We start from the raw sequence: 26,608 nt of genomic DNA on the forward strand, positions 1-26,608 counted from the left end.
CATGGTCGTTGTACCTCCTTCGGCTCTGGATATCGATCCGAGCGCAGCACGGCAGGCTGCACAGTGGCTTGTGCGGCTGCATGCCGGCGATGCCGACATGACTGTGCATGCCGAACTCATGCGCTGGCGCAACTCGGATCCGAGTCATGAAATGGCCTGGCAACGCGCTGAACTGGTTCTTGGCAAACTGAATGCAACCCGGGCCGGCAACAGTGCCGAAGCAGGCAATACGCTGGGCGGCCTGAGCGCTGCGGCGCTGCGCGAGGCGAATCGCTCGCAGCGGCGTGCCGTCGCGCGGCTGCTGGCGACAGCGATTGTGGCGGGGCCGCTCGGCTATGGGGTCTGGCGTCTTGCGCCCTGGCATGAATGGTCGGCGGACATGCGTACCGACACGGGCGAGAGCCGTGAATCGACGCTGGCCGACGGCAGCAGAATCCAGCTGGATACCGGCAGCGCCGTCGACATGGCGTTCACATCTTCGGAGCGTCGCCTGATCCTGCGCGCGGGCGCCATCTGGGTGCAGACCGCGGCCGATGCCGCGCTGCGGCCTTTTCTGGTTCAGACAGCGCAAGGAACGGTCCGGGCATTGGGGACGCGTTTTACCGTGCGCATCGCTCCGCCCTTTGCGCGAACGGAACACAGCTGTCTCATTGCGGTTCAACAAGGAGCGGTGGAGTTGAGCCCCGTCAACGACGACACAAGCGTGCGCATCGATGCGGGAAAGCAGGCACAGATGAGCGCGGGGAATGTCGGCGTACCCGAAGCAGCCGGCCTGGCCTCCGATGGCTGGACTCACGGGGTGCTCTATGCGGAAAAGACACCGCTGGGGATTTTTGCTGCCGAGCTTTCGCGCTATCGCCCGGGCATCGTGCGATGCGATCCGGCGGTTGCTGCGCTGCCTGTGAGCGGAGCCTTTCAACTGCGCGATACGGATCAGGCCCTGGCGGCGCTGGCTGCCTCCCTGCCCATCAGAATCTTGCAGCGCTCGCGTTACTGGGTGACTATCGTGTCGCGCTGAAACGCTCGATTTCTTCACCTTCCATGTCCCCTTTTTGCCAGGACGCCGGTCATACAAGAAAGGCAACACATTTATCGGCTTTTTCAAAAAGGGTTACTCCATGGTCTTGGCGCAGCATATTTCCGGGCAAATTTCAGTGCCCCCATCCTCCTTTGTGTCCGTCGGGAGCCTGGGCCTCAAACAGAACGCAGTTCAAGCTGCGCTGATCCTGCTGCTCGGGATGGCAGGTGCCGGCAGCGTCCAAGCCCGGTCGAGTCAGGGCTTCGCCAGCAGCCCGCAAGCGAGAGAGTACAGCCTCCCCAGGGGACTATTGAGCCAGGCGCTGGCGCGCTTTGCAGGGGAGTCGGGAGTGACGCTATCCGCGGACTCTGCGCTGACCGGGGAGCTCCAGACGGCTGGTTTGAATGGCAGATTTGCAGTCGCTGAGGGCTTTGCGCAGCTGCTGCGTGGTACCGGGCTTGAGGTCGCGCAAACCCAGCCAGGTATTTTCATTCTACGCAAAAGCACTCAGGCCCCTGTGGCGGCGGGTGCAGCCCCCAGTCTGGCGGAAGTGCTGGTGACTGCTGCTGCCGAAGCATCGACCTTCTCGGAAGGCTCGGGTTCCTATGCTGCACAGCTGGTCACGATCGGCAAGAGTGCACAGAGTCTGCGAGAAATTCCGCAGTCGGTGTCGGTGGTGACGCGCCAGATGCTCGAGGACCAGAATATCCAGAGTCTCGATGACGCCATGCGCACAGTGCCTGGCGTCACTGTGGAGCCAGGCAGCACAGGGGGCAATCATGGCAATTTCTACCTGCGCGGCTACGCGGTAGATACCGTGCAGATCGACGGCGTCAACACTCCTGCGAGCACCGGCAATGATCTTTCCAGCGGATTCGGCATGGCCATGTATGACCGCATTGAGGTTCTGCGCGGCCCTGCAGGACTGTTCCAGGGGGCAGGCGACCCTGGCGGCTCCATCAATCTTGTACGCAAGCGCCCCAAGGCGCAGCGGGAGTTCAGCACGCAACTATCGGCCGGCTCCTGGAATCGCTACTACGCCGAGGCGGACATGAGCGGGCCTCTGAGCAGTGATGGACGCATACGCGGGCGTCTTGTCACCGCCTATCAGGATCACGGCTCTTTTGTGGATCATGTGTACTCCAGGAAGCCGTTGATCTATGGCGTGCTGGAAGCCGACCTCACTCCCTCGAGCACGCTTACCGCCGGAGCCAGCCATCAGCAATACAAGGGGCGTCCCGCCTTCGGCCTGCCTGCCTATCCGGATGGACGCCTGCTGGATATTCCGCGCTCCAGCTATCTGGATCCCATCTGGAACCACATCACCGAACGCAACACCGAGTACTTCGCAGAATTTCAGCATCGCCTGGACAATGGCGGGCAGATCAAGCTCAATGCGACCTACCGGGAGCAGGATGAACCCTCTCGTCTGTTCGGCTGGTCGGACTGCGCGGCCGACCCTGCTACCGGCGACAGCTGCCTCATCAGCTGGGCTTACCGCAGCCACTGGAAGACGCATGGCCTGGACGGCTTCATCACCACGCCGTTTGCCGCGCTGGGCTCATCCAATAATGAGCTGACGCTGGGAGCGGACTATCGCAAGGTGCACAAGAGCTTCAAATACGGCGGCGGAGACGGTGCTCCCATCAATATCTTCGATCCCGACAACAACGTTCCCAAGCCTGCGAATTACAGCTTCTCCAACGGCAACGACAACCGAACCGAGCAGTACGGGCTGTATGGGCGGGTCAATCTGCGCCCGGCCGGCAGCGTGTTGCTCAGCATGGGAGGGCGCATGACCTGGTGGGACAACCATGCCGTCAATCGCAACGCCTATTTCAACCAGTTCTCCGAAACCGATACGCGCATCAGCGGCAAGTTCACTCCCTATGCGGGAATCGTGTTCGACCTGAGCGAGCAGTTGTCTGCCTATGCCAGCTACAGCCGTATTTTCGCGCCGCAGACCGCCAGCGACGCTGAGGGCATGACATTGCGCCCACGCGTGGGCCAGCAGTACGAGGCAGGGCTGAAGGGTGAATGGCTGAACAAACAGCTCAATGCCCGTGCGGCTGTTTTCCGCATGGAGGACAGCAATCGTGCAATGACCGATCCGGCCAATCCGCTGTTCTCCCTTGCCGCTGGCAAGATGCGCAGTCAGGGTGTGGAGGCGGAAATCAACGGTCGCATAGCTCCGGGCTGGAATCTCGCTGTCGGATACGCGTACACACAGACCAAAACGCTGGAAGGAACACCGGACGAGAAGGCTCAGCTCTATACCTTCATCGCTCCGCGCCACAGCTTCAACCTGTGGACACGCTACCAGTTCGGTTCGGGGCCTCTGGAGGGCTTCAGTGTGGGTGGCGGTCTGCGCAGCGTCAGCCGGATGTACCGCCTCAATGGTGACGTGAAGTTCTCTCAGGGTCCGGTGACTACGGCTGCACTGCAGATCGGCTATCGCTTCAACAAAAATCTGGATGCAACGCTGACCGTCAACAATGTCTTTGACAAGGTGTATTACCAGCGTGTCTGGGCGGCCTATGGCTCCAACTACTATGGAGAGCCGCGCAATGTGATGCTGACGCTGCGCGGCAGGTTCTGAGCGCCTGGTTCAAGGCGAACCCTGGATCCGGCCTGCAGATGCCCTGGCCCGTGAAAGCCCGCCAATGCGGGCGCGAGAGCCCGGGACGCAGTCCGGTGCTCGGGGCATTGCTGGCAGGCAGATCGTGCGCTGCGTTTTTTCAGGCCGGCCCGAAAATGGCCGGGCTCGACTTTTACGATTCGGGCCCCTGGCATCGGCCGGTGCCGGGCAGGATATGCAAGAGGCTATTGCCGTACAGTGAATTCAAATCGCATTCACGGTCGAATACGCCAAAAAGAAAAAAGGCCTTGAATTTCTTCAAGGCCTTTTGTCATTTGGCGGAGCAGGCGGGATTCGAACCCGCGGTGGGCTATTAACCCACACACGCTTTCCAGGCGTGCGACTTAAACCACTCATCCACCGCTCCACAGCGATCCCAAAATACTTCATTGCTGAAGTAAAAAACCAAGTGTGGTCGACTTGATTTTAAAATCTGGCGGAGCAGGCGGGATTCGAACCCGCGGTGGGCTATTAACCCACACACGCTTTCCAGGCGTGCGACTTAAACCACTCATCCACCGCTCCGTGTGATGAAGCCGCTATTCTAACCAGAAATTTCGACCTCAAAATGAAAGTGCAGAAAGTTCTTTTCTGCACGCAGCCTGAAGCAAGCAGGCTCAGGCGCTCTTGCCCACCTGAACCATCTTCATGGCAGAGGCAATCAGACCGGAGACCTCGGTCATGTTCGCAGGAATGACCAGAGTGGTGTTGGAGTCCGCTGCCACCTTGCTGTAGGCCTCCACGGCGCTCTCAGCCACCTTGAGCTGAACGGCCTGCTCGCCACCGGGCTGGCGAATGGCCGTGGCCACGCGCTCCAGCGCCTGTCCGGTGGCTTCGGCCACGGTGGTGATGGCGGCAGCTTCACCTTGCGCCTTGTTGATGGCGGCTTGCTTCTCGCCCTCGGAGCGGGCGATGAAGGCCTCGCGCTCGCCGGTGGCGATGTTGATCTGTTCCTGGCGTCGACCTTCGGAAGCTGCGATCAGGGCGCGCTTTTCGCGTTCTGCCGTGATCTGGGCCTGCATGGCACGCAGGATTTCAGCGGGTGGCGTCAGATCCTTGATTTCGTAGCGCAGCACCTTAACGCCCCAGTTCAGCGCGGCCTCGTCGATGGCATTGACGACCTGGGCGTTGATCATGTCGCGCTCTTCAAAGGTCTTGTCCAGCTCCAGCTTGCCGATCACGCTGCGCAGCGAGGTCTGGGCGAGCTGGGTGACGGCCATGATGTAGTTGGACGAACCATAGCTGGCGCGCATGGGGTCGGTGACCTGGAAGTAGAGAATGCCGTCCACGGTCAGCTGCGTGTTGTCGCGCGTAATGCAGACCTGGCTGGGCACGTCCAGGGGAATTTCCTTGAGACTGTGCTTGTAGGCGATTCGGTCCACGAACGGGATCAGAAAGTTCAGGCCGGGTGTGAGCGTGCCTGCGTATTTGCCCAGACGCTCCTTGACCCATGCATGCTGCTGGGGAACCACCTTGATCGAGCGGACGATGAAGATGACGGCAATGATGGCGATGGCGAGAGGGACTGCGTAATCCATATTGTCTCCAGCCCTTGTGGGGCGTTGGTGTGAAGAAAGAGAGCGAAGCGTTCCAGTGTCCAGCATAACCATGCCGGGGCTGGCCGGTGATCAGATCTTGTCAACCAGCAGGCGGTTGCCAATGACTTCGGCCACGCGATGCGGGCCCGGGATGGGCAGCGCGCCCTGGCGTCCCATGACAGTCCAGGTGGCGCCGCGATAGCGGACCTGGGCCGTGCCGTCGGTGTTCCACTGTTCGATGACCACGGTTTCGCCCACATCCAGGTTGACATCGCGATTGCTGGAGGCGGGCTGTCTGCGCGGGCTGCGCTTGCGCAGCAGATAGCAGACGAGGACGGCACCGGAGCCCAGCAGGGCCGCAGCGACGATCTGGTTGCTGGTGCCCAGGCCGAAATGAGCGCAAAGCGCTCCGGCAATGGCACCCAGAGCCAGCATGAGGAGATAGAAAGTGCCGGTCAACAGCTCCGCAATGACCAGCAAACCGACAAGCAACCACCACGCGGTGGAGTGATCCATACCTGAGCTCCTGTTAAGGCCTGTATTTAGTGCACCACATTCTGGGTTAAAAACAGCCTGTTTCAAAGCCGCAATAAGGATATTCCTTACACTTCGCGGCTGTTTCGTTTTTTAGGCCTGATTGGTACGGAGGCTGTTCATGAAGTTTCGCTTTCCCATCGTCATCATCGACGAGGACTATCGTTCCGAGAACACCTCGGGACTGGGCATCCGCGCCCTGGCTCAAGCCATTGAAGAAGAGGGCTTTGAAGTCCTGGGCGTGACCAGCTATGGCGATCTGTCGCAGTTCGCCCAGCAGCAAAGCCGGGCCAGTGCCTTTATTTTGTCGATCGACGACGAGGAGTTCCAGCTCGGCGGCGACAAGGACCCCATCATTCACAGCCTGCGCGACTTCATCGGTGAAGTGCGCCGCAAGAATGAGGAGGTGCCCATCTATATCTACGGCGAGACCAAGACCAGCCGTCACCTGCCCAACGACATCCTGCGTGAGCTGCATGGCTTCATTCACATGTTCGAGGACACGCCCGAGTTCGTGGCCAAGCACATCATCCGCGAAGCCAAGAGCTATCTGGAGAGCGTGCAGCCCCCGTTCTTCAAGGCGCTGCTGGACTACGCCGAAGACGGCTCCTACAGCTGGCACTGCCCCGGTCACTCGGGTGGCGTGGCCTTTCTCAAGAGCCCCGTGGGCCAGATGTATCACCAGTTCTACGGTGAGAACATGCTGCGCGCCGACGTCTGCAATGCCGTGGAGGAACTGGGCCAGCTGCTGGACCACAACGGCGCCATCGGCGAGTCCGAGCGCAATGCGGCACGCATCTTCAATGCCGATCACTGCTACTTTGTGACCAATGGCACATCGACCTCCAACAAGATCGTCTGGCACCACACCGTGGCACCCGGCGATGTGGTGGTGGTGGATCGCAACTGCCACAAGTCCATCCTGCACTCCATCATCATGACGGGTGCGATTCCGGTGTTCCTCAAGCCCACGCGCAACCACTTCGGCATCATCGGCCCGATTCCGCAAAGCGAATTCAGCGTGGAGTCGATTCAGGCCAAGATTGCCGCCAACCCGCTGCTCAAGGGCGTGGATGCCAAGGCCGTCAAGCCCCGCGTGCTGACGCTGACGCAGTCCACCTACGACGGCGTGCTCTACAACACCGAGACCATCAAGGGCATGTTGGACGGCTATGTGGCCAATCTGCACTTCGATGAAGCCTGGCTGCCCCACGCTGCTTTCCATCCCTTCTATGGCAGCTATCACGCCATGGGCAAGAAGCGCAAGCGCCCGATGCACTCGGTGGTCTATGCCACCCAGTCCATCCACAAGCTGCTCGCCGGCATCAGCCAGGCCTCGCATGTGCTGGTGCAGGACAGCCAGACCGAGAAGCTGGATCACCCGCTGTTCAACGAGGCGTATCTGATGCACACCTCGACCAGCCCCCAGTACAGCATCATTGCCAGCTGCGACGTGGCTGCCGCCATGATGGAGCCGCCCGGCGGCACGGCGCTGGTGGAAGAGTCGATTGTCGAGGCGCTGGACTTCCGCCGTGCCATGCGCAAGGTGGAAGACGAGTTCGGCGACGACGACTGGTGGTTCGAGGTCTGGGGTCCTGAAGCTCTGGCCGAGGAAGGCGTGGGCACGGCCCAGGACTGGATCATCCGCGGCACGGACGCATCGACCAAGACCCGCTCCAAGAAGAACGGCAAGGAGTTCGACAACTGGCACGGCTTTGGCGATCTGGCCGACGGCTTCAACATGCTGGACCCGATCAAGTCCACGATCGTCACGCCCGGCCTGGACCTGGACGGCGACTTTGCCGACACCGGCATTCCCGCGTCCATCGTCACCAAGTACCTGGCCGAGCATGGCGTGGTGGTCGAGAAGACCGGCCTGTATTCCTTCTTCATCATGTTCACCATCGGCATTACCAAGGGCCGCTGGAACACCATGCTGACTGCGCTGCAGCAGTTCAAGGACGACTACGACCGCAATCAGCCGCTGGCGCGCATCCTGCCCGAGTTCTGCCAGCAGCACCGCCGCTACGAGCGCATGGGCCTGCGTGATCTGTGCCAGCATGTGCACGAGCTGTATGCCAAGTACGACATCGCACGCCTGACGACCGAGATGTATCTGTCGGATCTCAAGCCCACGATGAAGCCCTCGGATGCCTACGCGCATATCGCGCAGCGCAAGACCGAGCGCGTGGAAATCGACCATCTGGTCGGCCGCACCACCGTGGGTCTGGTCACGCCTTACCCACCCGGAATTCCGCTGCTGATCCCCGGTGAAGTCTTCAACAAGAAGATCGTGGACTACCTGGTGTTCGCGCGCGAATTCGCCAAGGAGTGCCCGGGCTTCGAGACCGATATCCACGGTCTGGTCGAGCTGGAAGACGAAAACGGCGAAATCCGCTACTACGCGGACTGCGTGGCCGAGGAAAGCGCCAAGCCTGTGGCAGCGAAGAAGACTGCTGCGGTGAAGAAGCCCGCTGCCAAGAAGACGGCTGCGGCGCCCGGAGCCACGACAGTTGCCAAGACACCCGCCAAAAAGCCGGTAACAAAGGCGGCAGCCAAGTCCGTCGCAAAGCCTGCGGTGAAGGCTGTGGCCAAAACGGCAAGGAAGGCTGCATAAGCCTTGGCTTTTGCAAGGTCGGGGCGATCACGGCCTTTTTGCACATCAGCCCGGAGTGCCTGCACTTCGGGCTTTTTCATATCCCTGCCATGCATTCATTCCTGCAACCGGCTGGCGCCGTGCCTCTGTGGAAGCTGTTGGCGGCAGCCAGCCTGGGCTGGGCCTTGTTCATGCTCTGGGGCTGCCTCAATGAGACAGGCAGCAGCGGTGGGCTGATTCTCAGGCTGTTCCCGTTTCTGCGTGGCTTCGCGCACACGGACAAGCTGGTGCATGCCGGCCTGCATACGGTGCTGGCGGGTTTGCTCTGCTGCGCGGGGCTGGCGCGTGCGCATGCTACGGGCTTGCGCTGGACCGCCGGGCAAGCACTGGCCGTGGCGCTGGTCTGTGTCGGCTATGGCGGCGTGATCGAGTTGCTGCAGGCCGGCTTCTCCACCACGCGGTCAGCCGAGTGGCTGGATGCGCTGGCCAATGCCGCGGGCGCGAGCCTGGCCGTGCTGTTCATTCAGGGGCTGCGCTGCATGAAGCAAAAATAGTAGCTGCTTGCGCTTGACCTGAGTTGTGTATAGGCATGAACCTATTTGAGACATAGGTGGTTATTGCGCAAGCCGCTCCTGTTTTTGATGACTATTCCAGCGTGATCTTAGCGTCGCGGATCAGCGCGGCCCAGCTGGCCTGCTCCTTTTGCAGATAGGCCTGGGCATCCTGAAGGCTGCCGCCCATGGGTGTGCTGCCTTCGGATTGCAGCTGCTTGAGCACGGCAGGGTCCTGCAAGCTGGTGTTCACTGCGGCGTTGATCTTCTGCGCCAGCGCGGCGGGCGTGTTTCTGGGGGCCACGATCAGCTTCCAGTCCACGGCTTCAAAGCCCGGAAAGCCGGACTCGGCCACGGTGGGGACCTGGGGCAGGATGGCAAGACGCTTGGCCGAGGTCACGGCCAGTGCGCGCAGGCGCTGGCCCTTGATCATGGGGTAGACCGCCTGAGGCGTGCCGAACATATAGTGGGTCTGCTTGCCCAGCAGGTCGGTCACGGCCGGCGCGGCGCCTTTGTAGGGCACGTTGAGCACATCGATCTTGGCCTTGTAGGAAAGCATTTCCCCCGCCAGATGGCCCACGGTGCCTGTGGAAGCCAGACCTTGCTTGATGGCTCCAGGCTGGGCCTTGGCCGCGGCGATCAGATCCTGCAGTGATTTCCAGGGCGAATCGGTGGGCACGACCAGCACCACGGGCTGCGAGGCCACCAGCGCCACGGGAAGCAGATCGGTCCTGGCGTTGAACGGCATGCTGGGCAGCAGCGAGGGATTGATGGCCAGATTGGCGGTCTGCCCCATGCCGAAGGTATAGCCGTCGGCCGGCGCCTTGGCGACGGCATCGAGGCCGATATTGCCCCCCGCGCCGGGCTTGTTGTCCACTACGATGACCCAGCGATTCGCGGTCGCCATGCGTTCGCTGATCTGGCGCGTCACCGTGTCGGTGCCGCCGCCAGGCGTGAAGGGCACGACCATGCGGATCGACTTGGCAGGCCATTCGCCGGGCTGGGCCGCAGCACTGCCGGCGGCCAGCGTCATGGCCGTCAGCGCGCATGCTGCCATCGCCAGGCGGCGGTTCGGGTGTCGGGAAGAGGGGCTGTACGGCATGGTTTTGTCTCCTGAATGATGGAAATGGGGCGAAAGAATCCCCGCAGGGCGCGCGTGGGCGCCCTGTTCTGGGGGGGGGATGAGTCGTGCGGGGCGATGGCCCCGCAGGGCCGCTTAGTCGGGCTGGCCCTGTGCCAGTGCCCGGGCCTGATCCTGGCTATAGCCCAGCGCTGTCAGAATCTCCAGGCTGTGCTCGCCGAGCTTGGGCGGCGAGAGGCGCACCTGCAGATGCTTGCCGTCCAGGGTCAGCGGCAGCAGCACGGTCTTGCTGTCGCGGCCGTCGGGCAAGGTGATGGGGGCCAGCGCACCGGTGGCGTTCAGGTGCGGGTCCTCGAGCAGATCGTGCGGGCGGGCGATGGGCGCAAACGGCAGGCCCTTGTCCTCGAAGACGCTGGCGATATGCGCGGCGCTGTAGCCGGCCATGGTTTCGCGCAGCAGCGGCATCAGCCAGCTGCGGGCCTGCACGCGGTCGTTGTTGCTGCCAAGGCGCGGATCGTCACGCAGCTGCTCCAGGCCAAAGGCGTTGCAGAACTCGCGCCATGCTCCGTCGCTGACCACGGCCAGAAAGATCTGCTCGCCGCCCTGGACCTCGAACACGTCGTAGATCGCCCAGGCCGAAATGCGTGCGGGCATGGGTGCTGCAGGCTTGCCGGTCACCGCGTACTGCATCATGTGCTGGGCGATCAGAAACACATTGTTCTCGAACAGTGCGCTCTGCACTTCCTGGCCCTTGCCGGTCTTCTCGCGCTGGGCCAGGGCGGCCATGGCTCCCATGGCACCGAACATGCCGCCCATGATGTCGTTGACACTGGTGCCCGCGCGCAGCGGGTCGCCGGGCCGGCCCGTCATATAGGCCAGGCCGCCCATCATCTGCACCACCTCGTCGAGGGCCGTGCGGTGTTCGTAGGGGCCGGGCAGAAAGCCCTTGTGACTCACATAGATGAGGCGTGGGAATTGTTGCTTGAGACTTTCATAGTCCAGGCCCAGCTTCTTCATGGTGCCGGGCTTGAAGTTCTCGGTCACCACATCGGCCGTGGCGATCAGCTTGAGCGCGGCCTCCTTGCCTTCGGGGGTCTGCAGATCCAGCGTCAGGCTTTTCTTGTTGCGGTTGAACAGCGGGAAAAAGCCCGAGCCCGAGCCCAGCAGCTTGCGCGTGGCATCGCCGTTGCGGCCGTGGCCCACGGGCTCGACCTTGATGACTTCGGCGCCCAGGTCGGCCAGCATCAGGCCGCAGCTGGGGCCCATGACCATATGGGTGAACTCCACCACGCGGATGCCGCTATAGGGCAGGGGGGAGGAAGTCTCGGCGGTTTCGGTTGAGGCGTGCATATTCATCTCTTCTTGTCTTCGGCTCATGGGCGAGCCGCTGTGTGATCAGTAGCGCTGAGGCACAAAGCCCTTGGGCAGGCCTGCGGGTGGCAGCATGCCGTAGAGCGCCTCGCCCGGCAGGCCGGCGGCCAGCGTTTCTCGCGCTGCAAGCAATCGTTCAATGTCAATGCCGGTGCGCAGCCCCATGGCTTCGAACATGAAGACCAGATCTTCGGTCACCACATTGCCCGAGGCGCCGGGGGCATAGGGGCAGCCGCCCAGTCCGGCCTGGGAGGCGTCGAAAGTGCGCACGCCCGCCTCATAGGCGGCCAGGCAGTTGGTCAGGCCCAGGCCCCGGGTGTTGTGCATATGTGCGGCGCCAGCCTTGTCGCCTAGTTCGCTGCGCAGGCGCGTGAACAGGCGCTTGACCTGGGCCGGGTTGGCCATGCCCGTGGTGTCGGACAGCCCCGATTCATCGGCTCCGGCGGCCACGCAGGCGGCAGCCAGCGCAATGACCTCGTCCTCGGGCACCAGGCCCTGCAAGGTACAGCCGAAGGCGGTGGAGATGCCGGCCTCTATATGTACGGATGGGGCCATCTCGTCGCGCAGCCTGGCGATGGCACGCACTTCTTCCACCATCTGTGCGGGTGTCTTGCGCACATTGGCCATGGAGTGCGCGGGGCTGGCCGATACGGGCAGCGTGATCTTGTGCGCGCCGGCGCGCATGGCGGCTTCGGCGCCCTTGAGATTGGGCACCAGGGCCATGATGGTGACGCCGGGATGGGCGATGGCGTGGCGCACGACCTCGGCGGCGTCGGCCATCTGCGGCAGCAGTTTGGGCGAGACAAAGGAGCCGACCTCGATCTCCTGCACGCCCGCTGCCACCAGAGCATCGATCCATGCATGTTTGTGGGCCGTGCTCATGGTGGCCGAGATCGACTGCAGGCCGTCGCGGGGGCCGACTTCGCTGATCAGGAGATCGAAACGCTGGGGGAATGACATGGTTGCCTCACTTGGATTTCATGCTTGCATTGCGGCTGGCACAATGCTTTAATGATGTTCTGTCTGATAGAACTTAATTCTTTCTATTGAAATATTGCCTTGCGTACTGATGCCCTGTCAAGATGCGGGGCAGGAGTTTCCATGCCGCGTAAATCCCTGAATGAATCCGTAGCCGACGAAAATGCCGCACCTGGCGGTGTGGCTGCAGTGGACCGCGCTCTCAGCGTGCTGGGTGCATTCCAGGATGGCGATGCCGCGCTGAGCCTGGCCGAGCTGGCCGAGCGCACCCGGCTCTACAAGAGCACGGTGCTGAGGCTGCTGGCCTCTCTGGAGCATGGGGGCTGGGTTCAGCGCCAGGATGACGGGCGCTATGCGGTGGGCCCGGCCGTGGCCAGGCTGCACGCGGTCTACGAGCAGAGCTTCTCGCTGGATAAGCTGGTCATGCCGGTGCTGCGCGCACTGGTTCAGGCCACGGGCGAGAGCGCTGCCTACCATGTGCGCCAGGGGCGCGAACGCCTGTGTCTGTACCGCGTGGATTCGCCGCACCCGGTACGCGATCACGCGCGTGCCGGCGATCTGCTCCCTCTGGATAAGGGAGCTGGCGGGCGTGTGCTGGTCGCTTTCGATCCGGAGCTGGGCGACTGGGTGAAGAGGAATCGCAACCACTATGCGCGTGTGCGGGCCGATGGCTACGAAGCCCTGGTGGGCGACAGGCATAGCGAGATCGCCGGCATCTCGGCCCCGGTCTTTCGCCGCAGCGGGGAGCTGGCCGCTGCCTTGACGCTGACCATGCCCGCGCATCGCTATGACGAACGCTATGTCAAAAACGTGTTGCAGGCTGCACGCGAGCTGGGGGCGCAACTGCCGTAGGTTTGGGCGCTCTGGGCTTGAGACGCAGGACCGGCAGTCGCAGGCAGCGATGAAGCCCGAGTCACGGGCCTGCCGGCTCGGGCTGAAAGCCCGGCTCGCTGCGCACGCGCAAAAAGCGGGCAAAGCGCGGCAGCCCGCTTTTTTCGTGCAGGCCCTGGTAGCGGTAGGTGACCCAGCTGCCGAGCGCGGGCGGACTTTTGCGCATCTGCGCCGTCAGTCCGGAGCCCAGTGAAAACTGCTTGCCGTCCGGGGTCTGCACCAGCAGCGCACCCGTCATGCCCTGCCATTGTCCGCGTCCGCTTTTGTAGCCTATGACCCGGGCTTCTGCATCATCGAAAGGCTTGAGCTTGAGCAGATCGTCGCTGCGGCCCGGACGATAGGGGGCGCTGCCTTTGTGCAGCATCAAGCCCTCGCCGCCGCCCTTGACGACTGTGTGCAGCCATTGCCGCAACTCGGCTTCCGAGCCCAGCTTGCGCTGCTCCACCATCTGCACCCAGTCCTGGGCAATGGCCCCGACGGTGCGTTGCAGCAGCGGCAGGCGCTGGTCAAAGCTGCCCGGAGCTGCGGGCAGATCAAACACCATGAATTTCATCTGGTGCCAGGCCCTGTCGTCCGGGATGGCTTGTGCCGTGGTGGACTGGGCATGGGCAAACCGGCCGCGTCCGGCCCAGAGCTCGCCATCCATGGGAGTGGCCGGCCAGTCCCGGACAAACCACTTTGGCGTCGCGATCCGCTGCCCGCCACGGCTGACGAGCTGGTGGCCGTTCCAGTAGCCGCGTACGCCATCCAGTTTCTCGCTGACCCAATAGTCCTGCAGCGGCAGGCCGCTGCGCCAGACCTGGGCCAGCATCAGCGAAGGCGGCTGTGTCGTGGTCTGGGCCCGCACGGCAACAAAGCCCATGCAGAGACAGGCACAGACCAGCCAGAGAATGCATTCCCGCAGGGGGCGATGCCGTGGCTCAGGCATGGCTATCTCCCGGTAAAGAGGCAGCTCATGCTAGAGCGCGAAGCCTATGCTGTCGATGCGGGTACGAACCCATATCAAAAAAGCATGGCTATCAGCGGCTTATCCATCAGTAATGACGGCGATTTCAATGAAAAAGCCGCTGCAGCCAGGCAGCGGCTGTTGTCAAAGGGGCAAGACCTTCAGTCGCGGCTGATGACGGCGCAGGCGATGCGCGCGCCGGCATTGCCCGTGGGCTGGGTGGTGTAGTCGTCGGGCTGTGCATGGACGATGACCGCCCGGCCTATGACATTGCCAGGGCCGGCCAGCAAGGTGATGTCCGCCGACTGTACGTTGACGGTGGCCACGCCGTTGGAGTCGGCCTTCAGGCTGGGCAGGTCGCCCATATGGTGCTGGGTCGAGTCATATTTGCCATGCGGATTGCCCAGCGGGTTGAAGTGGCCGGCAGCGGCATTGCCGTTGTCGCCGCAGTCGCCCTTGTCGTGGATGTGAAAGCCATGCTCGGAATTGGGCTTGAGGCCGTGAATCACGGCATTGACCACCACCTGCTGGCCGGTCTTCTGGGTGAATTTCACATCGCCGCCGACCTTGCTACCCGAAGTGGCCTGCAGCCTGGCGATGGCCTGGGCGGGCTGGGGCTCGGGGGTGCTGCAGGCTGTCAGGGCAGCAGCGGATGCGGCCAGGATGAGAAAACGATATGGCATGTAAGCTCCTCTTGAATATTCGTCAGAACCATAGAGAAAACACTGTGAACCATAGCGTCAGTGCTTTGCCGCGCTTGTAGGGCAAGGGCCAAGATGTCGGGCACGGCCCCAAAAAACAAAGCCCCGCAGGCTGCTGAGGCCTGCGGGGCTGGTGTCGTCAAAAGCCTGGGGCTCAGACCTGATCGGCAGATAGGCCTGCAGTCTGGCTGAAGCCGCCGTCCACATAGGTGATCTCGGCGGTCACGCCGGAGGCCAGGTCGGACAGTAGGAAGGCCGCGACATTGCCCACGTCTTCAATGGTCACGTTGCGGCGCAGAGGAGCGGCGTCGGCCACGCGGCCCAGCAGCTTGCCGAAGTCCTTGATGCCGGAGGCAGCCAGGGTCTTGATGGGGCCGGCGGAGATGCCGTTGGCACGGATGGCGCGGCCGTCGGCAGTGCGGCCCACGGCTTCTGCCAGGTAACGCACGGATGCTTCCAGCGATGCCTTGGCCAGGCCCATGGTGTTGTAGTTGGGGATGGAGCGCAGAGCACCCAGGTAGGACAGGGTCAGCAGCGAGGACTTGTCGTTCAGGTAAGGCAGGGCTGCCTTGGCCATGGCAGGGAAGCTGTAGGCGCTGATATCGTGGGCGATCTTGAAGTTCTCGCGGCTCAGGCCGTCGAGGAAGTTGCCGGCAATGGCTTCACGGGGGGCAAAACCGATGGAGTGCACAAAGCCGTCGAACTTGCCCCAGGTGGCACCCAGGTCGGCGAACAGCTTTTCGATCTGGGCGTCGTCGCCCACGTCGCAGTCGAACACCAGCTTGGAGTCGAAGTCGGCAGCAAATTCGGTGATGCGGTCCTTGAAGCGTTCGCCCACATAGCTGAAAGCCAGTTCTGCGCCTTGCTCGTGGCAGGCCTTGGCAATGCCGTAGGCAATGGAACGGTTGGACAGAACGCCCGTGATCAGCAGCTTTTTACCGGCGAGAAAACCCATTGTTGTTCTCCAAAGAAAATTGAAAGAGACGATGGCTGCATCTGTGGCAGACGCGCCATCTTTGAAAACGTATCTGTTCGAACTGGGTGCGAATCAGTCGGGGTAGGGCAGAATTGTCGCATGCGCCATTGGATGATTTGCTCAGCCCTGATTGTCAGCAGCCAAGTTGCCACACCTGCCCTGGCAGCACATGGCTATGCGCTCTGGGGTCAGCCCAGGTACGCGGCCGACTTCAGGCACTTTGACTATGTGAACCCTCAAGCGCCCAAGGGCGGCGAGTTGCGTATGGTCAGCAATCTGCGCTATTCGACCTTCGACAAGTACAACCCCTTCACCATCAAGGGCTCGCCGCCTGCCTATCTGGCGGACATGCTGTTCGAGACCCTGTTGACCCCCAGTCTCGACGAGACGGCCACGGGCTACGGCCTGCTGGCCGAGGATGTGGAGGTGGCGGCCGACGGCCTGTCCGCGACCTTCAAACTGCGCAAGCAGGCGCGCTTTCACAACGGAAAGCCCGTGCTGGCCCAGGATGTGAAGCACAGCTACGAGACGCTGCTGAGCAAATATGTCTCGCCCGGCTACAAGACGCTGTTTGCCGAGGTGGCTGCCTGTGATGTGCTCGACGAGCGCACGGTGCGCTTTCGCTTCAAAAAGCCCAACCGAGACCTGCCGCTGACCGTGGGCGCCCTGTTGCCGGTGTTCAGCCGTGACTGGGGGCTGGGCGCGGATGGCAAGCCCAAGGCCTTCGATCAGGTGGTGATGGACACGCCTATCGGCAGCGGGCCCTACAAGATAGGGCCGGTCAAGTTTGGCAAGGACATCAGCTATGTTCGCGACCCTAAGTATTGGGGGGCAGCCTTGCCGGTGCGTGTCGGTTTGGCCAATTTTGACCGAATCACCATCAAGATCTACAAGGACAACACGGCGCGGCTGGAGGCACTCAAGGCCGGTGAGTTCGATCTCATGCGCATCAACAGCGCGGGCGACTGGGCCAGGCGTCTGACGGGGCGGCGCTTCGCCTCGGGCGAACTGGTCAAGGGCGCGTTCGAGAACAAGCTGCCCTCGGGCTTTCAGAGTTTTTTCCTGAATACGCGGCGTGAGCTGCTCAAGGATGTGCGTGTGCGCGAGGCCTTGGGCCTGGCTTATGACTTTGAGTGGATGAGCCGTCAGATGTTCTATGGCGCATATCAGCGCGTGCATGGATTGTTTGGCAACACCGCTTGCGAAACCACGGGCGATCCCAGCGATGCCGAGTTGGCCCTGCTCAAGCCCTATGAGAGCAGTCTGCCGCCAGGCACGCTGGGGCAGATGGCCCAGCCGCCACGCACCGATGGGCCTGATGGCCTGCGCGGCAATCTGCGGCGTGCGCAGAAGCTGCTGGCCGATGCCGGCTGGACGGTCAGGGATGGAGCCTTGCGCAATGCCGGGGGCGAGCCCATGGTGCTGGAATATCTGGACAGCAGCGAGAGCGGTGTCAAGATCGTCAGCAGCTGGATGCGCAATCTGGAAAAGCTGGGCATCACGCTCAAGGTGCGCAATGTGGACTACGCGCTCTATCAGCAGCGCATGGACAAATACGATTTCGACATCGTGACGCTCAACGTGCCCGGCACGCACAATCCGGGCCAGGAATATGCCGAGCTGTTCGGCAGCGCTGCCGCCGATGTGGAGGGGGCCTCGAACTATGTCGGTCTCAAGAGCAAGGCCGTGGATGCCATCATCGCCCAGATGGCTGCGGCCAAGTCCGAGCAGCAGATGCTGCCCGCCTGCCATGCGCTGGAGCGCATCATCGTCCACGGCCATTACCTGATCCCCCAGTATTACTCGGGCACGCATCGCATGGTCTATGACGCCTGGAAGTTGGCGCTGCCGGGGCAGATTCCAGCCTATTCTCCGGGCGAGCTATGGGCCGTCTATGCCTGGTGGGTCAAGTAAGGTGACCCCCACGCTCCACCGTTGCACGGGTCGCTGCCCCCCGAGGGGGCTGGCCTTGCTTGGGGCGGCCCGGCGCTGCGGCCTAGGTAAAGTGGCCCCCACGCTCCGCCGTTGCACGGGTCGCTGCTCCCCGAGGGGCTGGCCTTGCTTGGGGCGGCCCGGCGCTGCGGCCCAGGTAAAGTGGCCCTCACGCTCCACTGTTGCACGGGTCGCTGCCCCCCAAGGGGGCTGGCCCTGCTTGGGGCGGCCCGGCGCTGTGGCCATCGCCGCCGCGGCTGAAAACAAGGGTTGATCGAAGATGTTTGCCTATATTCTCAAACGCATTTTGCTGATGATCCCCACGCTGCTGGGCGTGCTGCTGCTGACCTTTGTGGTCATCCAGTTCGTGCCCGGTGGCCCGGTGGAGCAGTATCTGGCCGAGGCCAAGGCCGGTGCCGGACACGGCGCCGAAGGTGCTGCCATGAGCTACCGGGGCGGCCAGGGCGTGGACCCCAAGCGGCTCGAAGAGATCAAGGCGCTGTACGGCTTTGACAAGCCGCCGGTAGAACGCTTTGTGCAGATGCTGGGTCAGTTCGCGCGCTTCGATCTGGGCACCAGCTTTTTTCAGAACAAAAGCGTCTGGGCGCTGGTCAAGGAAAAACTGCCGGTCTCCATCAGCCTGGGGCTGTGGACGTTTTTCATCAGCTATCTGGTGGCTGTGCCCCTTGGCGTGGCCAAGGCTGTGCGGGCCGGCTCGCGCTTCGATCTGGCGACCACAATCGTGATTCTCATCGGCTATGCCATCCCGGGCTTTGTGCTGGGCGTGGCGCTGCTGGTCGTCTTTGGTGGGCAGTTGCAGTGGTTTCCGCTGCGCGGGCTGACATCGGCCAATTTCGACGAACTCAGCACCATGGGCAAGGTGGCGGACTATCTCTGGCATATCGCGCTGCCTGTGACCGCCATGGTGGCTGGCAGCTTTGCCGTGACGGCCATGCTGACCAAGAACTCGTTTCTCGAAGAGATCCGCAAGCAATATGTGCTGACGGCCCGCGCCAAGGGCCTGTCCGAGCGCCAGGTGCTCTACAAACATGTGTTTCGCAATGCGCTGATTCCCATCGTCACGGGCTTTCCCTCGGCTTTCATCGGCGCCTTCTTTGCCGGCGCGCTGCTGATCGAGACCCTGTTCTCGCTCGACGGCCTGGGTCTGCTCAGCTATGAAAGCGTGATCCGGCGCGACTTTCCCGTGGTGCTGGGCACGCTGTATCTGTTCACGCTGATCGGCCTGGTGACCAAGCTCATCAGCGATCTTTGCTATGTCTGGGTGGACCCCCGGGTCAAGTTTGACTGATTTATGCAAAATAAGCCTCAAACCAATGCCCTGCAAGCGCAAGAAGCTATGAATACAGGAGTGGAGCGTGTGCCGGCGGCGCCTGCTGCCAAATCCGAGTCCCCGGGGCGCCGGGCCTGGCGGCGTTTCAAATCCAACCGGCTGGGCTTTGTCAGCCTGCTGATCTTCTCGGTGCTGGTGCTGCTCAGCCTGTTTGCCGAACTGCTGTCCAACGACAAGCCGCTCATCGTGCGCTACGAGGGGCAGACCTATCTGCCGCTGCTGCACGATTACCCGGAAACCACGTTTGGCGGCGATTTCCATACGCCGACCGATTACCTCGATCCCTTCATCCAGCAAAGGCTCGGCGAGGGCGACAACTGGGCGATCTTCCCCATCAACCGCTATGGCAAGTCCACCATCAACTACTTTGCCAAGTCGCCCAATCCTTCTGCGCCGTCGGCCGACAACTGGCTGGGCACCGACGACCGGGGGCGCGATCTGCTGGCGCAGCTCATCTACGGTTTTCGCGTCAGCGTGCTGTTCGGCCTGGCGCTGACGGCCGTGGGCGTGCTGCTGGGCGTGCTGGCGGGAGCGGTGCAGGGCTTTTTTGGCGGCAAGACGGATCTGGCCTTTCAGCGCCTGACGGAAATCTGGGGCTCCATGCCCGAGCTCTACCTGCTCATCATCTTCAGCGCGCTGTTTGCGCCCAGTGTCTCGCTGCTGCTGATCCTGCTGAGCCTGTTCGGCTGGATGGGGCTGGCCGACTATGTGAGAGCCGAGTTTCTGCGCAATCGCCAGCTCGACTATGTGAAATCCGCCCAGGCCCTGGGTGCCAGCAATCGTTCCATCATCTTTCGCCACATTCTGCCCAACAGCATGACGCCGGTGATCACCTTTTTGCCGTTTCGCATGAGCGGGGCCATCCTGGCGCTGACCTCGCTCGATTTTCTGGGTCTGGGCGTCCCGCCAGGCACGCCCAGCCTGGGCGAGCTGCTGAGCCAGGGCAAGAACAATATCGATGCCTGGTGGATTTCCCTGTCCACCTTTGGCGTGCTGGTCATCACGCTGCTGTTGCTGACCTTTATGGGCGACGCCCTGCGCGATGCGCTGGACCCGCGCAAGCAGGCGCACACCGGGGCTGCAAAGCGCGCAGGAGGCAAGCCATGAGCCAGGAAAAGTATGGGATTGAGAGCCGCAGCCAGTTGCTGAGCGTGCACGATCTGAGCGTGTCTTTTGCGGGCAAGCCCGTGGTGCAGGGTGTGAGCTTCGAGATGGCTGCCGGTGAAAAGCTGGCGCTGGTGGGGGAGTCCGGCTCGGGCAAGTCGGTCACGGCGCTGTCGCTGCTGCGCCTGGTGGGCGATGCGCAATTGGGTGGCCGGGCCCTGCTGGACGGGCGCGATCTGCTGCAGCTTTCGGAGCGCGAGATGCAGGGCATACGCGGCGGCGATATCGCCATGATCTTTCAGGAGCCGATGACGGCGCTGAACCCGCTGATGACTGTCGGCGCGCAGGTGGCGGAGGTGCTGCAGCTCAAGCAGGCCTTGAGCCGGGCGCAGGCCTTGAAGCAGGCCGTCGAGCTGCTGGCCACTACTGGCATCCCTGAGCCAGAGCGTCGCGCGCAGAGCTTTCCGCACCAGCTCAGCGGTGGCCAGCGTCAGCGCGCCATGATCGCCATGGCCCTGGCCAGTCGTCCCCGGCTGCTGCTGGCCGACGAGCCGACAACGGCGCTGGATGTGACGCTGCGTGGCCAGATCCTGGATTTGCTGGCCGATCTGCAGCGGCAGACCGGCATGGCCGTGCTGATGATCACGCATGACCTGAACCTGGTGCGCCGCTTTGCCGACCGCGTGGCCGTCATGGAAAAAGGCCGTCTCGTGGAGCAGGGCGCGGTGGCCGAGCTGATGCGGAACCCGCAGCATGCCTATACCCGCAAGTTGCTGGCCAGCCGGCCGGTGCGCAATGTGGCGGATGAGACCGTGCCGGCCGGTGAGGCTGCCGTGGTGCAGACCCGGGCCTTGCAGGTGAGCTATGCCACGCCCTTGCCCGGCATTCGCGGCTGGTTCAAAAAGGGCGCGTTCGTCGCGGTCAAGGGCGCGGATATGCTGCTGCGGCCCGGCCGTACCCTGGGCGTGATCGGTGAATCGGGCTCCGGTAAATCCACGCTGGCCCAGGCCGTGCTGGGGTTGTTGCCTGCGGCCGGGGGGCTGCAGGTGGCCGGCAGGCAATGGCAGCAGCCGGCAATCCGCAACAGCGCCGCCAATCTGGCGCTGCGGCGCAAGATCCAGGTGGTGTTCCAGGATCCGTTTTCCTCGCTGTCGCCGCGCATGACGGTGGAGGAGATCGTCGGCGAAGGCCTGCAGATCCATGCCCCTGAGCTCGCTGCCGGGCCGCGGCGCGAGCGCGTGCTCAAGATGCTCGAAGAGGTGGGCTTGACCGAGGCCCAGTTTCCCGGCCTGCTGCAGCGCTATCCGCATGAATTCTCGGGCGGGCAGCGGCAGCGCCTGGCGATTTCACGCGCGCTCATCATGGAGCCCGAGGTCCTGGTGCTGGACGAGCCCACGAGTGCACTCGACGTCACCATTCAGCAGCAGGTGCTGGCCCTGTTGCAGCGGCTGCAGAAGGAGCGTGGCCTGGCCTATCTGCTCATCACCCACGATGTGGACGTGATTCGCGCCATGGCCCATGAGGTGCTGGTCATGAAGGACGGGCAGATCGTGGAGCAGGGCGATGTGCAGGCGGTGCTGACTGCGCCGAGGCAGGCATACACGCGCCAGTTGGTCGAGGCCGCCGGGGTCGTTGCCGAGCCTCCGGCGGTCTGAATGTGATGGCGAGCAGCGCCTTCCCTTCAAAGGTTTGAGGCTTTGAATGCCTGCAATTGCTGTCGGTTCACTGATTCGCGAGGCAGGCATTCGCTGAAAAACACTGAATCCGCACTCGAAAGTTTGTATTTATTTGGCGCGAATTCTCTGGCTGTGGCCTAATTGATCCTTTTCAACCTCCCAATTGAGAATTCGACATGGGCAATAAGATCGTTACCGAAGCAGACCGCAAGGCCACTCCCCGTCCCCAGGCACCCAATGGCGTGACCCTGCCCACTCCCGGCCGTGGCCAGCGCGTGAGCCTGGAGCGTGGTTCGCACACTCGCAGCAAGAAGCAGCCCGGCAAGCGCCACGGCTAATTCCTGCGGCAGGCTGCGCCCTGGTGCGCGGCCCGCAAAAAAGCCCTCGTCACTTCGGTGCGAGGGCTTTTTGCTTTTCACGGCTTCAGATCGTTGGTTTGCTCATCCCTGAAGATTTTTCAGCTTGCGGCGCAGCTGCTGCACTTCCTCGATGAGATCGGTGGTCAGGGCGGCGAGCTGAGGGTCGGCGTCGAAGCTGTGTTCCAGCTGGGCAATGCGGCGTGCACGCACCAGCGTCTGGCTGCTGAAGCGCCATTGCTCGTGGCTGATCTCGCGCAGCTGACCTTCGTTGTCGTAGCTGATGACGCCTGTCTGCACATGCTCGATCACCCATTGCGGGCTGGTGCAGCAATGGCGCGCCAGCTCGTGCAGATCGAGCACGGCCTGTTCCAGCAGCTCGGCAGGCGCGTAGAAAGGGTAGTGGGAGGGGCTCATGGGAAAACCTTTCAACTCAGGCTGCGGGCATCGAACTGCGGGAAGGCCCTGGCAAAGTCGGCATAAGCCTGCTTTTGCGCGGGTGTCGCCGCGGGTGGGAAGACCACATCCAGCACCAGGTACAGATCACCCGGCGTGGCGGCGGGCAGGCCCTTGCCCTTGAGGCGCAGCTTGCGACCCGAGCGATAGCCGGCGGGCACGGTGACTTCCAGTTCCCCGGCCAGCGTCTTGAAGGGGACGGGGCCACCGAGCTCGGCTTCCCAGGGCGCGAGCGGCACTCGCTGGTAGACATCCTTGCCTTCGGACCACCAGCGCGGATCGCTACGGAAGTGCACCTCCAGCAGCAGATCGCCTGGAGCACCCTTGCCCAGACCCGGGTTGCCCTGACCGGCAAGGCGAATCATCTGGCCCTCGCGCACGCCCTTGGGAATGGTGACCTGCAGCTCCTTGTCCTTGTGGGTGGGGATGCCCTGGTCGTCGAGCACGGTGCTGCGCAGATGCAGCGAGCGCACGGCGCCGCTATAGCTGTCCTGCAGATCCAGCTCTATGCTGGCATGCTGGTCCTGGCCGCGCATGTCTGGGGTGCTGCGCGCGCCTTGCTGGCCCTGATGGCGCCGTGCACGAGCGGCCTGGCCGAACATCTGCGAGAAAAAGTCGCTGAAATCGGCGTCGCTGCCGGCATCGCCCTGGCTGCTGAAGTGAAAGTCCTGCTGATCCCAGTCGGGCGGCGGGCGAAAGCCTCCCTTGCCCTGAGCTCTGGCATTTTGAGCAAACTGCATCTCGTCGCCCATGGCGTCGTAGGCGGCGCGCTTTTCGGGGTCGGAGAGCACGGTGTTGGCTTCGTTGACCTCGGCCATGCGAGCAGCCGCGTCTTTTTCCTTGCTGATGTCGGGGTGGTATTTGCGGGCGAGTTTGCGATAGGCCTTTTTGATGTCCTCGGTGGAGGCCTTTTTGTCCACGCCAAGTATCTTGTAATAGTCCTTGTAATCCATGGAGTCACCAATCTTCTTGTCAAAAGATGGGCGCAAGACTGTTGCCTTGGCTGCTGCCATTGCTGCGCCCGCATTCAGGAAAATAATAGGGATAGAGTGCGGCAGCTTCAAGGGTCTCAATGCGCGCTGGTGGGGTGATGACCGGGGTTTGAGTCCTTGGGGGCATCTGGCGCTACCATTGCCGGGATCAATGCAGGGGCGTGTGCGAAGGCCTGCCCAGAGTTCGTGAAATGAAACAAGAAATTACAAAAGCAGACGCATGGCTGGTTGTCTGCCTCTGTGCTGACTGGTGCGGTACCTGTAAACAGTACCGGCAGCCCTTCGAGGCTCTTGCTGCCCAGTTTCCACAGATGCGTTTTGTCTGGCTCGATGTGGAAGACCGTGAGGATGTCGCTGGCGATCTGGACATAGAAACCTTTCCGTCCATTTTGGTGGCGCAGGGCGAGCAGGCCAGATTTCTGGGGCCTGTGCTTCCGCAGACGGGGGTGCTGGCGCGGATGCTGCAATCCCTGCCCGCAGATGCGGCGGCGAGGCCCGCCGATGTGCAGGAGGCCCAGGATTTGCTGCAGCGATTGTTGCGCGCTGATGACCTGCAGGAAGTCTTGCGTTGATCGCTGTTTTATGCGAGACACTTTTTGCGAAAACAGTGGTTTGCGGCTACAATCACGGCTTCACGACCAAACGGGCGGGTACATACCGCCCGTTTTTTTTGGGCAATTCATGGCGAAACCTGTTTTTGGCAGAGCTAAGTCCATGATTTGACAGATTTTTCGGGATTGAACTGAATACACGTGGCACTACAGCAAATCGTTGAACAAACCGTGACAGGTCTGGGCTATGACCTGGTTGAAATCGAGCGCTCGGCCGGCGGCCTGCTGCGCATCACGATTGATTTGCCTTGGCAGGCGCCGGAGGAAGGTGCGCCTGAGCTGCCCGAGCAGTTCGTGACAGTGGAAGACTGCGAAAAGGTCACGCGCCAGCTTCAGTTTGCGCTGGAAGTCGATGGTGCGGACTACGCCCGCCTGGAGGTCTCTTCTCCAGGCATTGATCGTTTGCTGCGCCATGAGCAGGACTTCATCCGCTTTGAAGGCTCGGAGGTGGATCTGACGCTCAAGGCTCCCATCGGGACTGCGGGTGGCGACAAGATCAATGCAAACCGCAAGAAATTTCGTGGCACGCTGGAGCGGACTGAAGAAGGTGGCTGGCAGATCGTCTGGAGCGATGAGCCGCCTCCCAAGCCGGGCGTGCGCGTCAGCAAGAAGCGTGAGCCTGCGCCGTTGAACGCGATGGGCTTTACGCTTGACGAGTTGCGCGAAGCTCGTCTGGCACCGATTGTGAATTTCAAAGGACGCGCAGCCAAGCCCGAATGAGGCAGCTGAAGCGTTTGAATCTTTTGGGGCAAAGAGGTCGCATGCAAATCCTCTTTGTGTGATTGAAATAGGAGAGTCGTCGCATGAATCGCGAACTGTTGATGTTGGTTGAAGCCATTTCGCGTGAAAAGAACGTGGAACGCGATGTGGTTTTTGGTGCCGTGGAATCCGCACTGGCACAGGCCACCAAGAAGCTGTACCAAGGTGAAGTAGACATCCGCGTGTCCATCGATCGCGAAAGCGGCGACTACGACACCTTCCGCCGCTGGGTGGTGGTGTCTGACGATGCCGGTCTGCAGAACCCCGACGCCGAAGAAATGCTGATGGATGCGGAAGACCGCGTGCCCGGCATTCAAATTGGTGAGTTCATTGAAGAGCAGATCGAGTCGCTGCCCATCGGCCGTATCGGTGCCATGGCTGCCAAGCAGGTCATCCTGCAGAAGATTCGCGACGCCGAGCGCGAAATGCTGCTCAACGAATTCCTGGCCCGTGGCGAGAAGATTTTCACCGGTACCGTCAAGCGCATGGACAAGGGCGACATCATTGTCGAATCCGGCCGTGTGGAAGGCCGACTCAAGCGCGGCGAGATGATCCCCAAGGAAAATCTGCGCAATGGCGACCGCGTGCGCGCCATGATCATGGAAGTCGATGCCACCTTGCGCGGCGCTCCCATCCTGCTGTCGCGCTCGGCTCCCGAATTCATGGTGGAGTTGTTCCGCAATGAAGTGCCCGAGATCGAGCAAGGCCTGCTGGAGATCAAGAGCTGCGCCCGTGACGCCGGCTCTCGTGCCAAGATCGCCGTGCTCAGCCACGACAAGCGCGTGGACCCCATCGGCACCTGCGTCGGCGTGCGCGGCACCCGCGTGAATGCCGTGACCAACGAACTGGCCGGCGAGCGTGTGGATATCGTGCTGTGGTCCGAAGACCCCGCCCAGTTCGTGATCGGTGCCCTGGCTCCTGCCAATGTCTCTTCCATCGTTGTGGATGAGGAAAAGCACGCCATGGACGTGGTGGTGGACGAGGAAAATCTGGCCATCGCCATCGGTCGCGGCGGTCAGAACGTGCGTCTGGCCTCCGAGCTGACAGGCTGGAAGATCAACATCATGGACGCTGCAGAGTCTGCCCAGAAGCAGGCCGACGAGTCGGCTGTCTCGCGCAAGCTGTTCATGGAAAAGCTGGATGTGGACGAGGAAATCGCCAACATCCTGATCGAAGAAGGTTTCGAGACCCTGGAAGAAGTGGCCTATGTGCCGCTGCAGGAAATGCTCGAAATCGAATCCTTCGACGAAGAGACGGTGAACGAGCTGCGTAGCCGCGCCAAGGATGCACTGCTGAGTCAGGAAATTGCTCGCGAAGAAAATGTGAGCAAGGCATCCGAGGATCTGGTGTCTCTGGACGGCATGACTGCCGAGCTGCTGGACAAGCTGGCGCAAGCTGATGTGCACACCCGTGACGATCTGGCCGACCTGGCGATCGACGAGCTGACCGAAATCACCGGTCAGACTGCCGAAGAAGCCAAGGCCTTGATCATGAAGGCGCGTGAGCACTGGTTTACCGATGGGCAAGAGTAAGGTCAGGGAGGTACAGAGCA

23 protein-coding genes and 2 tRNA genes are annotated in these 26,608 nt (G+C 62.2%); 13 read left to right on the forward strand and 12 right to left on the reverse strand.

Going from position 1 to position 26,608, the window contains the following annotated elements:
• Position 1 precedes the first annotated feature (1 nt).
• Positions 2-1,018, forward strand: coding sequence for a FecR domain-containing protein (locus tag JAO85_RS00935; RefSeq protein WP_052263657.1), 1,017 nt, complete (start codon positions 2-4; stop codon positions 1,016-1,018).
• Between the two features lie 349 nt (positions 1,019-1,367).
• Positions 1,368-3,617, forward strand: coding sequence for a TonB-dependent siderophore receptor (locus JAO85_RS00940; RefSeq protein WP_370552183.1), 2,250 nt, complete (start codon positions 1,368-1,370; stop codon positions 3,615-3,617).
• 315 nt (positions 3,618-3,932) lie between these two features.
• On the opposite strand, the gene JAO85_RS00945 is transcribed toward JAO85_RS00940, so the two are convergent.
• From JAO85_RS00945 to JAO85_RS00960, 4 genes are all read right to left on the reverse strand, one after another.
• Positions 3,933-4,023: transfer RNA gene (locus JAO85_RS00945), tRNA-Ser, on the reverse strand.
• A gap of 67 nt (positions 4,024-4,090) precedes the next feature.
• Positions 4,091-4,181: transfer RNA gene (locus tag JAO85_RS00950), tRNA-Ser, on the reverse strand.
• A gap of 92 nt (positions 4,182-4,273) precedes the next feature.
• The gene (locus JAO85_RS00955; protein WP_003063190.1) at positions 4,274-5,194 is read right to left on the reverse strand and encodes an SPFH domain-containing protein; all 921 of its coding nucleotides are present in this window, start codon (positions 5,192-5,194) and stop codon (positions 4,274-4,276) included.
• A 90-nt stretch (positions 5,195-5,284) separates the two neighbouring features.
• A complete protein-coding gene (locus JAO85_RS00960; protein WP_063660854.1) occupies positions 5,285-5,710 on the reverse strand; it encodes an NfeD family protein in 426 nt (141 codons plus the stop codon).
• 139 nt (positions 5,711-5,849) lie between these two features.
• Here JAO85_RS00960 and JAO85_RS00965 point away from each other — a divergent pair, with 139 nt between their 5' ends.
• Both JAO85_RS00965 and JAO85_RS00970 read left to right on the forward strand, forming a co-directional pair.
• The gene (locus JAO85_RS00965) at positions 5,850-8,345 is read left to right on the forward strand and encodes an arginine/lysine/ornithine decarboxylase (RefSeq protein ID WP_202787246.1); all 2,496 of its coding nucleotides are present in this window, start codon (positions 5,850-5,852) and stop codon (positions 8,343-8,345) included.
• Positions 8,346-8,434: 89 nt separating this feature from the next.
• On the forward strand, positions 8,435-8,878 hold the full coding sequence (locus JAO85_RS00970; protein ID WP_202787247.1) for a VanZ family protein: 444 nt from the start codon (positions 8,435-8,437) through the stop codon (positions 8,876-8,878).
• Between the two features lie 91 nt (positions 8,879-8,969).
• Here the strand turns inward: JAO85_RS00970 and JAO85_RS00975 are convergent, their stop codons facing one another.
• The 3 genes from JAO85_RS00975 to JAO85_RS00985 form a co-directional block, all read right to left on the reverse strand.
• On the reverse strand, positions 8,970-9,932 hold the full coding sequence (locus JAO85_RS00975; protein ID WP_237734694.1) for a tripartite tricarboxylate transporter substrate binding protein: 963 nt from the start codon (positions 9,930-9,932) through the stop codon (positions 8,970-8,972).
• 159 nt (positions 9,933-10,091) lie between these two features.
• On the reverse strand, positions 10,092-11,306 hold the full coding sequence (locus JAO85_RS00980; protein ID WP_202787249.1) for a CaiB/BaiF CoA-transferase family protein: 1,215 nt from the start codon (positions 11,304-11,306) through the stop codon (positions 10,092-10,094).
• 45 nt (positions 11,307-11,351) lie between these two features.
• Positions 11,352-12,287 carry a hydroxymethylglutaryl-CoA lyase gene (locus JAO85_RS00985; protein WP_202787250.1) on the reverse strand — a complete coding sequence of 312 codons (936 nt, stop codon included), beginning with the start codon at positions 12,285-12,287 and terminating at the stop codon, positions 11,352-11,354.
• Positions 12,288-12,428: 141 nt separating this feature from the next.
• Here JAO85_RS00985 and JAO85_RS00990 point away from each other — a divergent pair, with 141 nt between their 5' ends.
• On the forward strand, positions 12,429-13,157 hold the full coding sequence (locus JAO85_RS00990; protein WP_202787251.1) for an IclR family transcriptional regulator: 729 nt from the start codon (positions 12,429-12,431) through the stop codon (positions 13,155-13,157).
• A gap of 61 nt (positions 13,158-13,218) precedes the next feature.
• Here the strand turns inward: JAO85_RS00990 and JAO85_RS00995 are convergent, their stop codons facing one another.
• From JAO85_RS00995 to fabI, 3 genes are all read right to left on the reverse strand, one after another.
• Positions 13,219-14,124 (reverse strand): DNA ligase, encoded by a 906-nt coding sequence (locus JAO85_RS00995; protein ID WP_255538856.1) that lies wholly within the window; start codon positions 14,122-14,124, stop codon positions 13,219-13,221.
• Between the two features lie 179 nt (positions 14,125-14,303).
• Entirely contained in the window at positions 14,304-14,825 is a 522-nt protein-coding gene (locus tag JAO85_RS01000) for a superoxide dismutase family protein (RefSeq protein ID WP_012837907.1), read from the reverse strand.
• A 172-nt stretch (positions 14,826-14,997) separates the two neighbouring features.
• On the reverse strand, positions 14,998-15,798 hold the full coding sequence (gene fabI, locus JAO85_RS01005) for an enoyl-ACP reductase FabI (RefSeq protein WP_003063172.1): 801 nt from the start codon (positions 15,796-15,798) through the stop codon (positions 14,998-15,000).
• 120 nt (positions 15,799-15,918) lie between these two features.
• On the opposite strand from fabI, the gene JAO85_RS01010 reads away from it, so the two are divergent.
• From JAO85_RS01010 to JAO85_RS01030, 5 genes are all read left to right on the forward strand, one after another.
• Positions 15,919-17,733, forward strand: coding sequence for an extracellular solute-binding protein (locus tag JAO85_RS01010; RefSeq protein ID WP_202787252.1), 1,815 nt, complete (start codon positions 15,919-15,921; stop codon positions 17,731-17,733).
• A 298-nt stretch (positions 17,734-18,031) separates the two neighbouring features.
• The gene (locus tag JAO85_RS01015) at positions 18,032-19,060 is read left to right on the forward strand and encodes a microcin C ABC transporter permease YejB (RefSeq protein ID WP_012837909.1); all 1,029 of its coding nucleotides are present in this window, start codon (positions 18,032-18,034) and stop codon (positions 19,058-19,060) included.
• 48 nt (positions 19,061-19,108) lie between these two features.
• Positions 19,109-20,209 (forward strand): ABC transporter permease, encoded by a 1,101-nt coding sequence (locus JAO85_RS01020; protein WP_054074075.1) that lies wholly within the window; start codon positions 19,109-19,111, stop codon positions 20,207-20,209.
• Positions 20,206-21,861, forward strand: a complete 1,656-nt coding sequence (locus tag JAO85_RS01025) for an ABC transporter ATP-binding protein (RefSeq protein WP_202787253.1) — start codon at positions 20,206-20,208, stop codon at positions 21,859-21,861. Before JAO85_RS01020 ends, JAO85_RS01025 begins: the two co-directional genes overlap by 4 nt.
• 197 nt (positions 21,862-22,058) lie before the next feature.
• Positions 22,059-22,220, forward strand: coding sequence for a hypothetical protein (locus tag JAO85_RS01030; protein ID WP_003056362.1), 162 nt, complete (start codon positions 22,059-22,061; stop codon positions 22,218-22,220).
• Positions 22,221-22,322: 102 nt separating this feature from the next.
• Here JAO85_RS01030 and JAO85_RS01035 read toward each other — a convergent pair whose 3' ends face one another.
• On the reverse strand, positions 22,323-22,655 hold the full coding sequence (locus tag JAO85_RS01035; RefSeq protein WP_202787254.1) for a chaperone modulator CbpM: 333 nt from the start codon (positions 22,653-22,655) through the stop codon (positions 22,323-22,325).
• A gap of 11 nt (positions 22,656-22,666) precedes the next feature.
• Entirely contained in the window at positions 22,667-23,647 is a 981-nt protein-coding gene (locus tag JAO85_RS01040) for a DnaJ C-terminal domain-containing protein (RefSeq protein ID WP_034361624.1), read from the reverse strand.
• A gap of 230 nt (positions 23,648-23,877) precedes the next feature.
• Between JAO85_RS01040 and JAO85_RS01045 the strand changes: the two genes are divergently transcribed.
• The 3 genes from JAO85_RS01045 (at position 23,878) to nusA (ending at position 26,588) form a co-directional block, all read left to right on the forward strand.
• Positions 23,878-24,258 carry a thioredoxin family protein gene (locus tag JAO85_RS01045; protein WP_034349992.1) on the forward strand — a complete coding sequence of 127 codons (381 nt, stop codon included), beginning with the start codon at positions 23,878-23,880 and terminating at the stop codon, positions 24,256-24,258.
• A gap of 180 nt (positions 24,259-24,438) precedes the next feature.
• Positions 24,439-25,017 (forward strand): ribosome maturation factor RimP, encoded by a 579-nt coding sequence (gene rimP / locus JAO85_RS01050; protein ID WP_087864385.1) that lies wholly within the window; start codon positions 24,439-24,441, stop codon positions 25,015-25,017.
• A gap of 83 nt (positions 25,018-25,100) precedes the next feature.
• Positions 25,101-26,588 (forward strand): transcription termination factor NusA, encoded by a 1,488-nt coding sequence (gene nusA / locus JAO85_RS01055; protein WP_003063156.1) that lies wholly within the window; start codon positions 25,101-25,103, stop codon positions 26,586-26,588.
• Positions 26,589-26,608 lie beyond the last annotated feature (20 nt).

Origin of the sequence: Comamonas sp. NyZ500 (assembly GCF_016772095.1) — a bacterium.
GTDB lineage: Bacteria > Pseudomonadota > Gammaproteobacteria > Burkholderiales > Burkholderiaceae_C > Comamonas > Comamonas thiooxydans.